The 12,644-nt window shown below is 40.7% G+C and carries 12 protein-coding genes; 9 read left to right on the top strand and 3 right to left on the bottom strand.

The window, feature by feature from the left end:
* The first annotated feature begins 2 nt into the window (after positions 1-2).
* From ACIGBN_RS12005 to ACIGBN_RS11990, 4 genes are read left to right on the top strand one after another with little or no spacing between them, the layout of a single operon-like run.
* Positions 3-1,481 (top strand): N-6 DNA methylase, encoded by a 1,479-nt coding sequence (locus tag ACIGBN_RS12005; RefSeq protein ID WP_396665682.1) that lies wholly within the window; start codon positions 3-5, stop codon positions 1,479-1,481.
* A 2-nt stretch (positions 1,482-1,483) separates the two neighbouring features.
* A complete protein-coding gene (locus tag ACIGBN_RS12000; RefSeq protein ID WP_396665680.1) occupies positions 1,484-2,674 on the top strand; it encodes a restriction endonuclease subunit S in 1,191 nt (396 codons plus the stop codon).
* A 9-nt stretch (positions 2,675-2,683) separates the two neighbouring features.
* Positions 2,684-3,826 carry an SIR2 family protein gene (locus ACIGBN_RS11995; protein WP_396665678.1) on the top strand — a complete coding sequence of 381 codons (1,143 nt, stop codon included), beginning with the start codon at positions 2,684-2,686 and terminating at the stop codon, positions 3,824-3,826.
* A gap of 1 nt (position 3,827) precedes the next feature.
* The gene (locus ACIGBN_RS11990) at positions 3,828-5,573 is read left to right on the top strand and encodes an ATP-binding protein (RefSeq protein WP_396665677.1); all 1,746 of its coding nucleotides are present in this window, start codon (positions 3,828-3,830) and stop codon (positions 5,571-5,573) included.
* A 15-nt stretch (positions 5,574-5,588) separates the two neighbouring features.
* Here ACIGBN_RS11990 and ACIGBN_RS11985 read toward each other — a convergent pair whose 3' ends face one another.
* Both ACIGBN_RS11985 and ACIGBN_RS11980 read right to left on the bottom strand, forming a co-directional pair.
* Positions 5,589-6,953, bottom strand: a complete 1,365-nt coding sequence (locus tag ACIGBN_RS11985; RefSeq protein WP_396665675.1) for a DEAD/DEAH box helicase — start codon at positions 6,951-6,953, stop codon at positions 5,589-5,591.
* Positions 6,947-7,483, bottom strand: a complete 537-nt coding sequence (locus ACIGBN_RS11980; protein ID WP_396665673.1) for a hypothetical protein — start codon at positions 7,481-7,483, stop codon at positions 6,947-6,949. Before ACIGBN_RS11980 ends, ACIGBN_RS11985 begins: the two co-directional genes overlap by 7 nt.
* A gap of 101 nt (positions 7,484-7,584) precedes the next feature.
* Here ACIGBN_RS11980 and ACIGBN_RS11975 point away from each other — a divergent pair, with 101 nt between their 5' ends.
* Genes ACIGBN_RS11975 through ACIGBN_RS11965 form a run of 3 tightly spaced genes read left to right on the top strand, consistent with a single transcriptional unit; the run spans position 7,585 to position 11,017 of the window.
* Positions 7,585-7,893 (top strand): helix-turn-helix domain-containing protein, encoded by a 309-nt coding sequence (locus tag ACIGBN_RS11975; RefSeq protein WP_396665671.1) that lies wholly within the window; start codon positions 7,585-7,587, stop codon positions 7,891-7,893.
* A 54-nt stretch (positions 7,894-7,947) separates the two neighbouring features.
* Positions 7,948-9,522, top strand: coding sequence for a TnsD family Tn7-like transposition protein (locus ACIGBN_RS11970; RefSeq protein WP_396665669.1), 1,575 nt, complete (start codon positions 7,948-7,950; stop codon positions 9,520-9,522).
* A complete protein-coding gene (locus ACIGBN_RS11965) occupies positions 9,443-11,017 on the top strand; it encodes a Tn7-like element transposition protein TnsE (protein WP_396665667.1) in 1,575 nt (524 codons plus the stop codon). The genes ACIGBN_RS11970 and ACIGBN_RS11965 overlap by 80 nt, the downstream gene beginning before the upstream one ends.
* 113 nt (positions 11,018-11,130) lie before the next feature.
* On the opposite strand, the gene ACIGBN_RS11960 is transcribed toward ACIGBN_RS11965, so the two are convergent.
* A complete protein-coding gene (locus ACIGBN_RS11960) occupies positions 11,131-11,268 on the bottom strand; it encodes an alpha-amylase (RefSeq protein ID WP_396665665.1) in 138 nt (45 codons plus the stop codon).
* Between the two features lie 92 nt (positions 11,269-11,360).
* On the opposite strand from ACIGBN_RS11960, the gene ACIGBN_RS11955 reads away from it, so the two are divergent.
* Together ACIGBN_RS11955 and ACIGBN_RS11950 are read left to right on the top strand one after the other, a co-directional pair.
* Positions 11,361-12,116, top strand: a complete 756-nt coding sequence (locus ACIGBN_RS11955; protein ID WP_396665663.1) for a hypothetical protein — start codon at positions 11,361-11,363, stop codon at positions 12,114-12,116.
* Between the two features lie 154 nt (positions 12,117-12,270).
* Positions 12,271-12,644 (top strand): transposase (locus tag ACIGBN_RS11950; RefSeq protein ID WP_396665661.1); only part of this gene is annotated, 374 nt, incomplete at its 3' end.

Here is a 12,644-nt window from a genome sequence, read left to right as displayed (position 1 = left end):
CCATGTCATTACAACAAAAGATTGACCGAATTACCGACATATTGCGCCGCGACGATGGCATCAGCGGTGCCATGCACTACACAGAGCAAACCTCGTGGGTGCTATTTTTAAAGTTTTTGGATGATTACGAGTCTGAAAAAGAAGACGAAGCGGTACTATCTGGTAAAGACTATCAACCCGTATTGGATGACGAGCACCGCTGGTCGACTTGGGCCTGTCCGAAAAACGCGGATGGAACTAAAAACCTGAAAGCCGATTCAGGTGATGACCTAATCAAATACGTCAATGAAGAACTTTTTCCTTATCTGAAGAGCTTTGCAAATAGCATTGTGACTGGCGGTGCAGATCCTAAGTCATTTGCTTATAAAGTTGGTGCTACATTCCAATACTTGGATAACAAGGTGGCTTCCGGTCATACCTTGCGGGAAGTGTTGGATATTGTGGATACGCTCAACTTCCAATCCAGTGATGAGATGTTTGAATTGTCATTGGTTTACGAAGGCTTATTGCAGAATATGGGTGATGCTGGTGGATATGCTGGCGAGTTCTACACTCCACGTCCGGTCGTTCGCGCTATGATTAAAGCCATTGATCCACAGCCAGGCCAAACCATTTATGACGCTGCGGCTGGCTCCTGTGGTTTTTTAGTTGAAGCTTTTGATCATCTGAAAACTAAAAAGAACGAACTTTCTACGGAACAGTGGGACTTTATCCAGCGCGATACCTTCTACGGCTTTGAAAAAACCTCGTTGGCATACGTGATGGGTATGATGAACATGATCCTACACGGTATAGAGTCGCCTAACCTGTACCGTGGTAATACCTTGACGCAAAATATCCGCGACATCCAAGAGAAAGACCGTTATGACATCATCCTTGCTAACCCGCCTTTTGGTGGTAAAGAGAAAGATCAGATCCAACTAAACTTTCCAATTAAAGCGAATGCTACCGAATTGCTGTTTATGCAGCACTTTATGAAAACGCTTAAATCGGGCGGTAAAGCTGCAATTGTTATACCTGAAGGCGTGCTATTTCAAACCAACAGCGCTTTTAAACAAGTAAAACAAGAATTGCTGGAAAACTTTAACTTACACACCATTTTAAGTCTGCCAGCTGGTGTGTTTCTACCGTACTCAGGCGTTAAGACCAACGTGCTGTTTTTCGAGCGTAGCGGTGGCACCAGCGATGTGTGGTACTACGAATGTGAGCCCGAGCAAAAACTCACCAAAAACAAACCGATCACCGATGACCATTTAAAAGAGTTTGTTGAGCTATATAGCAGCCGCGAAACCACTGACCGTTCTTGGAAGGTATCAGTCAGCAAGCTGGCAGAAGTCTATGACTTATCCGCCAAAAACCCAGCCAAACAGAAAGATGCCGAGCATTTAGCACCTAGCGATATCCTTAAGCAGATCCGTACCAAAGAAAAGTTAGTTTCTGGCCTCTTGGATGAAATCGAAGAACTATTGGCGGAGAAATAAGCATGGAGCAGGTTTTGTATAAGCTACCGGATGGCTGGGAGTGGCTCAGCTTTGATAGCCTTGTTGAAAATTTGGATGGGAAAAGGATTCCCATAAAAACTTCAGAGCGCTCTAAGGATAATGCGATCTATCCTTATTATGGTGCAACCGGAATCATTGATTACGTTGATGACTATATTTATAAGGGAGAAAAGCTATTAATTAGCGAAGATGGCGCAAACCTAGTTGCTAGAAAGTACCCCATAGCTTTTCTTGCTGATGGAAAATATTGGGTAAATAACCATGCTCATGTTGTAGATGCCTACAAAGACAAAACATCCAATAAGTATTTATCATATTTCTTCGCTGTTCTAGATTTGTCTTCATTTATTACGGGATCAGCCCAGCCGAAGTTAAGCCAAAAAAAACTTAACTCTATAAAAATTGCTGTTGCACCAATCGAAGAACAAAAACGTATCGTCGAAAAACTCGATGCACTACTCAACCGCATCGACACCGCCATTGAGCATTTGCAGGAAAGTGTCGCATTGGCTGATGCGCTATCTCAGAATGGGCTTGATGTATATTTTGCTGAACTCACAGAAACAAACCCCGAGTTAACCTTGTCAAAGTTAGCTGATTTTATATCTGGTTATGCATTCAAAAGCGGTGACTTCACATCGGAATCCGGAATTAAGCCGATTAAAATAACCAACGTTGGTGTTAATGAGTTTTCTGAAAATGCAGAAGAGTTTCTGCCAGCTAGCTATGAAAGTGAATATCAGAGATTTGCAGCAAAGACGAACGATATCGTAATCGCATTAACTCGTCCGATAATTAATGGTGGACTTAAAGTTTGCCGAGTACCAGAAAGTTATAGTGGCGCGCTAGTGAATCAGCGTGTCGCTGCAATAACTTCAAAAAACAAACACGTATTAGATTTCATTTATCTTTACTTACAGTCATCCCGCACTAAAAATTATGTACTGGAAAAATCTAAGTCCCTGAATCAGCCGAATTTATCAATAACAGACCTTAAGAACCTCGCGCTTCCTTTACCGGCTAATGATAAGGCCATTGCTAAAGCGGTTGCTGATTGCAATGCTTTGATATCCAAAGCAAGAAAGAGCAAAGCTGAAATTTCTGAAAAAATAACAATGATGCAGCAACTAAAAGCATCAATTCTCGATTCTGCTTTTAAAGGCGAGCTATAAGGAGGGAGTATGGCATTCGATACCACAGTTTTTGAACAAAAAGAGTTCAGAGAGGCAATTAACAAACTCGAAGAGTTGCTCTCACATTCAAAAGCGGTTTTGTTAGGTGCTGGGGCGAGTTTTTGTGCTGGGCTTCCATTAACAAACCAGCTAACAGCAAGAGCACTAGACAGTGACAAACTCTCCGCTGATTCAAAGGAAATATTGACTGCCATACAAAACTCTTTTGCTGGCGCAAATCCAGCTTCGCATATAGAAGACTACTTAAGCGAACTCGTAGATTGGCTTGCTATCACTGCTCGCCGAACAAATCGCAATGTAACGGCTAGTAGTGTATCTATTGGTGGTACTGAATATAGTAACGAGCAGCTATTGCAAGCGATAAACGAGATAAAACTCGCTATTTTTGACGTGATTAATGTTGAAGTAGATTCTGCTGTGCATGAGCGTTTTGTTCAGGCTCTGCATCGACCAATGCGACCAGGCAAAGACAACCTTTCTAGCACCATCGATTATCTAGTGATGAACTACGATACGTTAATTGAAGACTCACTCGCACTATCACAATTGAGATATGCCGATGGTTTAGAAGGCGGTGTATCAGGATGGTGGAACCCTTCGACGTTTGAACAGAACAATCTTGATGCCAGAGTATTTAAGCTACATGGCTCCATCAATTGGGCTGAACATACTTCTTCATCAACACCATTGCGTATTGCTCCACATTTGAAGCGCAGCCAAGATCAAGCTGCGAAGATTATGATTTGGCCTGCATCGACTAAATACCGTGAAACTCAGCTCGACCCCTACGCAAATTTAATGCACAGAGCAAGAGCTGTTTTAAACCCGCTAGGTGGTAGCCAACGAGTTTTATTGATTGCAGGTTATAGTTTTGGCGATGCACATATCAACCTAGAAATCGAACGTGGTTTAAGGGCTTCAAATGGCAATTTAACCGTGATTGCGTTCACGAGCGACCCTGTACCTAGTGGCGCGCTGCAAACTTGGCATGAAGACAGCTCAATCAACGAACAAGTACTTATTTTTGCCGATAAAGGTTTTTATCACGCCGATCACAAGGCAACCTCAGAAAATAGCATTGAATGGTGGAAGTTTGAAAACCTAACCCAGATCCTTGAAGGAGGTATTTGATATGGACAACAAATACATAAAACCCATTGAGAATCTCTCTATCGGTAAAATTATTGAGGTCGATGGCTCGCGGATTATCGCCGAACTTGACCCTACGATTTCAGACTTGTCCCGCGTATTTGCTGGTGAAAACTATCCGATTGGACAGTTTGGCTCAATCATCAAAGTTCATTTTGGTCGCCGATCTATTTATGGGTTAGTCAGTCGATTACGTATGAAGGCTGACTACCAGCTAGAAAAAGGCTTGCCTGTCGCGTCCGCAGATGAGCGAATAATTGAAGCTGATTTGTTCGGTGAAGGGGAGTGGCGCAGGAAAGATGAAAATGAGTTTGCCCTTGAGTTTGAACGCGGTGTTGCTACTTATCCACTACCACAACAAACTATTTATCTGACACCCAAATCAGAACTTAGGTTTATTTACGGTGACGCCAAAGGTGCGGTTATTGAACTTGGTGAGCATGTTGGCTCAGGCGGTGCACCTTGTTACGCTGAATTAAATGAATTACTAGGTAAGCACACTGCCATCCTAGGCTCTACCGGTGCCGGTAAATCAGGCACTGTTGCGGCAGTTATTCACAGTATTCTCGAGCGCGGACAGATAGCTAATCATGAGCACTGGCACCCACAAATTATTATCCTCGACCCTCATAATGAATACGGCAAAGCGTTCCCTGCACACCAACGTTTATCGACCGATGAAGGTTTACTAAAACTACCGTATTGGTTACTCGATTTAGAAGAGTCACTGAGCTTGTTTATCGGCAAGACCGAGTTTGCAGCAACATCACAATCAAATATTGTTAAAAATGCCCTAATAGCGGTTCGTGAGGAAGCAGCTGGACAGCTTGGGCTTAATAAGAACCAATTAACAGTTGACTCGCCGATCCCTTACATTATTGGAAGTGCAGAAGGCTTAGATCATTTTGGATTCAAAGATGGAACACGCTACGAAGAAGGATTAATCGGTGCCATCAACGCGCAGCGACCAGAAAACAAAGATAAAAAGCAGCATGAGGATTTTAGTCGAGTTATTCGAAAGATAGATTCATTGCTAAAAGATGGTCGACTCAAATTCATGATGGAAAGTTGGGATGGTGACAAAGATCCGTTACCTACAATCGTCAATCAGTTCTTAACGCAGCAAACCACAGTGCAGATTGTTGACTTGTCTGGTGTGCCTAATGAAGTAGCTGGGGTTGCCAGTGCTGCCATCGCGAGAATCGTATTTCAGCTTAAAGTCTGGCAAACCGAAGCGGAACGGCAAAATAGTCCTGTGCTTTTGGTGTGTGAAGAGGCACACCGATATGTACCGAATCGTGGTGAAGCACAGTATGAGGCAGCTCAATCTGCAATTCGTCGAATTGCGAAGGAAGGCCGAAAATATGGCGTTGGTCTGTTATTAGTTTCGCAAAGACCGAGTGAAGTTGAAGCAACAGTGTTGTCGCAATGCAATTCATGGATTGTACTTCGAATAACCAATGATGCCGACCGCGAGCATGTTCGTAGTGTATTACCTGATTCTATGTCAGGGTTAACCAAGATGCTTTCTGGCTTAAGGCGTCAAGAGGCTATCTTTGTTGGGCAAGCAGCAACACTTCCTACCAGAGTGATGATTCGCAACTTATCAGATGAACAACTACCTCGCTCAAATGATGTCGACTTTGACAAAGGTTGGCAGAAACAGGCGATGACAATCGAACAAATTGGTGATGTGGTTACGAAGTGGCGATATCAGTCAAAACAATAGCTCTAAACGTTGGCTTTATGAATAGTAAGCAATAATCCTCGATTTAAATGAACTCATGGTGAATTTTGCCAAAGGTACATGGTCTATGATCTCCTGATCTTCAAGTAACGAGATATCGTCAATGTTGTTATCTGGTAGGTAAGAATGGTGATCATTCTGTGAGCCTTGGTCGCCTTCTGTGATATCCGCAACATTAACGCTATCAATCAGTTCCTCTGCTTTTTCGTAGTGATAAGATCCAGGAATAGCTTGATTCAGCCTTTCTGCATACTCAATCAAATCGGGTTCTGCGAGGACAAACATATACCCAATAGAAGTTTGACTCGTTGTCATTCGAAGGATACGGCCAAGGATCTGCCGGAAATAAAGTTCAGTAGTGATGTCTGTAAGGTTGCAACAAACCTGAAGTCTTGGAATATCCGTTCCTTCACTGATCATGGCGATACTAATAATCCATTCGCTAGAGTTTTCCCGAAAGCGATTGATTAGTTCTGGTGAGTCTTCCAGTCTATAGGAGACGATGGTTGCATTTGTATTAAAATGACCAGTCAAAATCGCCTGTATTTGCAATGCGTGCTCGTAAGATGCTGAGACAATTAGTCCGCCAGCATTAACATCAGCTTTTCTAAGTTCATCTAGCTTTTGAATGCTTAATGAAAGCATGTGAATGATAATTTCCGGTTGTTTCAAAATCATACGATAGCTGACATATCCACTTTCCAGTAATTCTGTAATGCTTCGATATGTATTGCTTTCGTTACCTTTTCGTACCATCACTTGATCTGTATCTACAGCGGTAATAAGCGGAGCGCGGCATACCTTGTCTTTAATGGCTTCTATGAGATCATAAGTGAAATCACATTGTATATTGCCTTCAGGGTCAGAATAACGAGCGAGAGGGATTGGGAGCGTGTCTGTACGCCATGGTGTTCCAGTTAGTGACAAAGTGTACGTGGCTAGTTTTTGTATTGTAGAGAGCAGCTGAAAGCCCCATGTGTTTGATAGAGAGCTTCCGTCACCGGCACAATGATGGATTTCGTCAAAAATAACGAGTACTCGGCTCATGCTCAAGTTATTGATTAGCTCATTTATGTTGGTCATAGAGTGATAAGTTCGCGAGGTTCCTAGAGCACCCAACTGACCATTGAAAGGGCGCTCAAGAATTTGTTCAAACGTTACTCTGATGCTTTGGCTTACGACCTTTGAGGGTGAGAAGCAGACAATGTAATCAATCTTTCTTTTATCTAACAGATACTTGGCAACATAACTGGCCATGATTGTTTTGCCTGCTCCTGGTGTTGCGAGCACCAATGCGTCTGGCATAGATTGATATTTTTTTAACACTTCTGAAACACAGCGTTTTTGCCATTCTCTCAGCATGCCTGTCTACTCTCTTGATTCGTTGCTTTTATTACTTTTCTAAGAGCATTTAAACGGCCATAAAGTTGAGTAGACTGATCTTTCGCCTCACATAATAGTTCTTCAATTACCTGACGATTGGTTGGATATTGAGTCATTAAGTCTCTATATGCCTCGATTTCCCCAAGCGTCATTTTTAATTCGGCACTTGTTTTTGCTTCTTCTCTTTTCAGTAGCGTTTCGTAGTTAGGAGTTCTAGTCTCGAAATGGCTATTTGTGAGTTTCAAATCTTTAGTTTCATGATTAAGCAAAGTGAGTAATGAGTCAGTGAAATGATACATTCTAGCGTTACGTTTCCCGCTAGCTGTTATTAGGTTATGAGATGTAAGTACATTGACATGTCTGGCAACAAACCTAGTTGATTGGAGAGTATTTAATTCCGTTGTATCTACTGCTAACTGAATGAGGTCCCTTCTCTTGATACTGGAATCTTCCACTAGTTGTAAGAGTTCTTTGAAGCTTTTATTCAAAGAAAATTGCTTTGTTGTCATGTTTAGGTCTCAAAAAACTAAAAACTTAGGATTGCTAAGTATACAGAAATAAGTAAAACTTAGACAATCTAAGTATGTGAGACTTTAAAGATGAAACCACTTTGTCAGAGAACCCAATACCCCTGCGGCTCAAACAAGCTCGCAATAAGATCGGCATTTCCCAGAAAGAACTTGGGATTAAAATAGGTATGGACGCGAGTTCTGCTAGTGGCCGTATGAATCACTATGAGAAAGGCAGACATGTACCTGATGTGGATACGCTTCGCAAGATTGCAGAGGAGCTCAATGTCCCGTTGAACTATTTTTTCTGTGAAGATGATTTGAGTGCTGAGTTGGCGTGTCTTGTGTCCAAGTTGGATGATGAATCCAAACAGTATCTAATTTTGGAATTGAAAAAGCTAAAAAGGTAGCGCCATTAATCACAGTGAATTCATCTTCACTTCCTAGTGAGGTGCTACATGATAATGGACTTCCCTGTTGCTCATGAAAACGAATTGCTAGGTAGTGTGCTTGCTAGGTTTGTTGATAGGCACGGTTTACGTGATGATAAAGTTGCCTTAGACATTCTTTTTGGCTCTCGAAATATTGTCCCATCAACTCTTCTACAGGGACACATCAACCTATTATTAGAACGAGTCGGCCATTTATGGTCCATTTCTAGTGAAGACGTGATTTCACAGCATACCATCTTACCCGTATATCAGTCGTTTATTGAGCCTGAGCGATATCAGAAGGTGCATGCAGAGCTTGCTGATAGCGTGAAAAGCCATTCGATGTTGCGAGTTGGAATAAATGCCTCAAGCTTAGTATTCAATAGATACTATCGTTATTGTCCTGTGTGTCTGCGAGAAGACTTCCAGAAATATGCCTATTCTTATTGGAGGCGTCATTTTCAGCTACCAGGTGTCTTAGTCTGTCCTAAACACTGTTGCTTGCTAATTGAGTCTCCTTTTGAGCTAAAGCCTTCACGTCGTCATATGTTTATTAACGCCTCAGATTCAGTGTTGTTTGGTAGTTCCTCTGTGGTTGTAGTCAGTGAAAGTAAACCTTTGATTCAGCTTTCAAAATCAATAACGGGTTTGCTTAATAGTAATATGGCTTATATAACGCCGAATCAATGGAGCATGTTCTATGGAAGGTTATTGGTTGAGGTAGGCCTTAAAGAGTCTAGAGGCGTTCAGCACAGTGAGATTAAATATCGTATTGAACAATTCTGGGGTAAGGAACAGCTAGGCAGATTTGGATTAAATATTGTCGGTGATACCTCTTGGTTGCATTCTTTTTTTAGGAAACAGCGAAAACACTTTTCCTACCTACATCATCTGGTTTGTCTACAAGCACTGTTTCCGAACTACTCACTTAAAGAAGCTATAATCCAAGCATCAAATGTTAGGGTGAACTTTAATCGTAAGCAGTACTTTTCCTCGAACTCTGAAAAGCGAGCAGAAGAGTATCGATCAATTTGGAATGGGTTATGTCTTCAATTCACTGCCCTTAAAGAAATTCGATCGACCAAAGAGGGGGCTAGAGTTTACTCATGGTTATATCGATTTGATAACGCATGGTTATCGAAAAATCTTCCAAAGCGATTTCAAAACCGTATTAGTAGTTTAGTTGACTGGCCTAAGCGAGATCGTCGCCTTGTCAAATTGCTTTTGGAAATAATGCATCGGGTTGAAGGTGATTTATATTTACCGAGAAAATCGACTGGTTGGTTCGTAAATCAGACTGGGGAATCTTGGGGAATCCAAAAACACTTAGGCAAATTACCTCTTTGTTATAGTTTCTTTTCGAAATATAGTGAAACTATCGAGGAGTACCAAATTAGGCGTGTTCTCGCTATTATCGTTGATGTCATCAACTGTAATGAGCCTATACCAAAAACATATGAAATCGAACGCCTTGCTGGACTCAGTAAAGCGCGCATACGGGAACCTGCGCGTATCATTATCCGAGATTATGTCTCAATTCTTTCCACCAGAACGATTTTTCGAGAAAAACTCAAAGATCCTAAATATTCATGGGGTCGCAAAATCTAATAGAGTTAAGTTGAGGAAAAAGGGTCATATTGCGATTGAGTGGGATAATGGAAAGCAGTCATCTGTTCCTATTGAGGTTGCAAATTTAATCGCACGAGGTCGCCGCTATGACGGTAAAGATCCATTCAGTGACGATACATTAGAAGAACTGACTTGCACAGTAGGTAGCTTAATGAAGCATGAGTCTAATCACTCTGCTGGTCGACATATTTTTTCAACCAATCATGGTCTTATCAGAATTCAAGATTTTGAGTTGGCGCGTACCTTCTTTTTTCATAACCAACATCTAACTCGAGCAGCCTTTAGAGCTAATGGACTTGGTGAAATAGCTTATGTAGAAGGTAGCCATCAACAGCATATTTTACTTTTTCCTCTGAACACAAAATACCCTGTTAGCAACCTGAGCTCTTTAGCGTCGCGTAAGCATTTAGCCTGGATTTTTATTGATCAAGCCGCAAGAAAAAGTTTCTTTAGTATTTATACCTATTTTATTGAAGCTCATAAAAATAGAGAGCTTGGTTTTATGTTTGATGCGCCAGACATAACAGGTTGGCACTTGAAGCTCCTTGGGCGCCTTGGTGATGATGGCGTTTTTGACGTTTATGAAATTGATAGTGTGAGGACACATCTAAAAAATAGAGTTGGAAATGTTGAGTTTGATCACCCTAAATTTAAAGAAAAGGCCCCCAGTGACAAGAAGCCTATTAAACAGGCGAATGGTGAAATGCCTCCTGTTGATATCGATCCGGAATTTGATATGGGTGAAATTCCAAGTATGGGTGGGCGAATAGACAAAAAGCGTCAAAAAGGCTTTTCTTTTAATGTTGATAATATTGGAACGACTATTCTCAAGAAAGACACTAAAAAGAAGCCTAAAAAATCAGTAAAACCTAGTAAAGATGAAGCACCAGAGAATGGGATGTCTGGTGTAGGCTTGCCTGAATCTGAGGGAACTGCCCAAGAGTTTGATCCTATTATCAATCAAGATGAAAGCTATGAGCTTGAAGATGTTCCTGAGACCCAAAAATTCCTAGTGTTTCGCCAGTTGATGAATGAGTTGTCTAGAGAAGAGCACTATTCATTAGATGAATTGAGATGTTGTCTGTTTCCGGCACCTACGAATAAAAGTGAAGCAATTAATGAAACCAAAGATGGCCTGCGTCTTCGTTTTTTCATTGCTAAGTTCTCTTTTAAAAAAGCCAACATTGTCTTGATTGAAGTAGATACAGACAGCTCAACAAAGAACAGAAAAGCAAGCACGCTTATTTTGGGGTTTGATGAAGAGCCAGAGAAGAGTTTGTTTAAAATAGTCCAGTCATTTTCGAATGGTGGTGCAAGCTGGAATACAGCAAAAATTGCCTCAAATACGAACTATTTTGAGCGTATGCCTCATCGCTCCAAAGATAAAGAAGGTAATAAATTTAGTGAATCTGAATACTTAAATGATTGGAAGGAGCGTATAAAGAAAAAATTAGAAAAGTTTATTCAAGATTAATAATTTTTAAGTTATAAAAATGATCTAGTCAACCTCTAAGTAAGCTGGACTTTTTTGACTATAGCCTGAATGGCTATAGAGGATGGACACTATAGCCATTGTATCAATAATAATTAATTTTTCTTATTAGGGTTAAGTTGGGTTCCACGATTGCCCTGAGCTTTATCGTAAGCTGTATTTGTACCATTAGAACCTTTGTTAGAATTCTGTTGGTTAGAACTGTTGTTTTGAGGTGATGTTTTCTTAGACATAATGAAATCCTTAAGTTAGTTAAATGATTTTGCACTCGGTGCATTTGCATAGTAACTAGGCTTATAGGGACAAATAGGGACATTTAGATTATATGGTAGAGAAAAATAAAAAAGTTCAAAAATTGATTCGAGATATTTTGAAAGAACTTGGCTGGAGTGTGCCTAAATTTGCAACGAAATATCTAACAGATACTAGTCAATATGATGCTAGTGAAGATGAATACAAGGCCTTTGTTGAGCGAGTTAAAAAACACCTCAGTCGTGGTAGTACTAAGATTGAGACACTTGGGATTTATCTTAATTATTTACTCAAAACTGAAGAGTACAATCGCCTGTTAGACACAGGGAAAATTAAGTGGCTCGAGACTGAAACACATATTCTAGAAGATTATCAAAATTTGATTTCAAATGAGAATGATCCCGCTAGAAAAAAAGTTCTTGAAGTTGCTTCTTCTTATGCATTATCGATAGGGACGGCATGGGATTTTCATATAGTCAGTATTGATGCAGATGAATTTTATGAAAAGAGATATATCGTCCTTTGGGATGCTGATGTAGGCTTTAATCATGGTTCCGGTAGCTGGGGAACTGCTATGTGTGAAGTGGCTGAAAGTCATTTTGGGTATCCATTCGTGAGGACGTCAAATCACCAATTTCGGACAGGTATGCGGTGTGTCAAAAAAGTAGTGGGTTACAATGAAGGCGTTCTGACATTGATGGGGCTAAATTACGCTCCAAATGACCCAAATAATCATCCGTCTGATAAATGCATAGTTGAAATGGTCGAGTGTGATTCTAAATGGATTATAAAAGATCAGCGTCAAATAACCCCTGAACTTGAAGTGTAGCTATCAGATAGAGCTCTTTGTTAATAGTTTTTTATGGGGATGTACATTACTCTTAAATTCAGATAATAAGTGCGACACTGCTAATCAGGTGTAGAAGAAGCCAACTGCTGAAGTTGGTATGATTCTTTTCACCACAAAAACAAGCAGTACCAACATGAATTATCAGCAGTTGACCGAAGGCAAAAGATACCAGATTTCCGCTCTTTTAGGGCAAGAAATATCAGTGGCAAATATTGCACGAACACTGAATTGTCATAGAGCGACGATTTATCGTGAGTTGAAACGGAATAAAAAAGTAGTAACATATTGCCCTGACAAAGCTCAAAAGGCTTGTTTGATAAGGCGAAAGACATCCACCAAATATCACATACCTTCAAAGACGATTGATTTTATTCGTATTTTAGTTGAAATCGACTGGAGTCCTGAGCAAATATCCAACGTACTCAAAAACTGTGGCGTTCCTGTTAGTCATGAATGGATTTATCAATATATCCATGATGACAAAAGAAACAAAGGGACGCTTTATCG

The sequence above is a fragment of the Marinomonas sp. NPDC078689 genome (assembly GCF_044542435.1).
Classification (GTDB): Bacteria; Pseudomonadota; Gammaproteobacteria; order Pseudomonadales; family Marinomonadaceae; genus Marinomonas; species Marinomonas arenicola.
The sequence above is the reverse complement of the archived record's forward strand: the minus strand, read 5'-3'. Positions and strand labels throughout refer to the sequence as shown.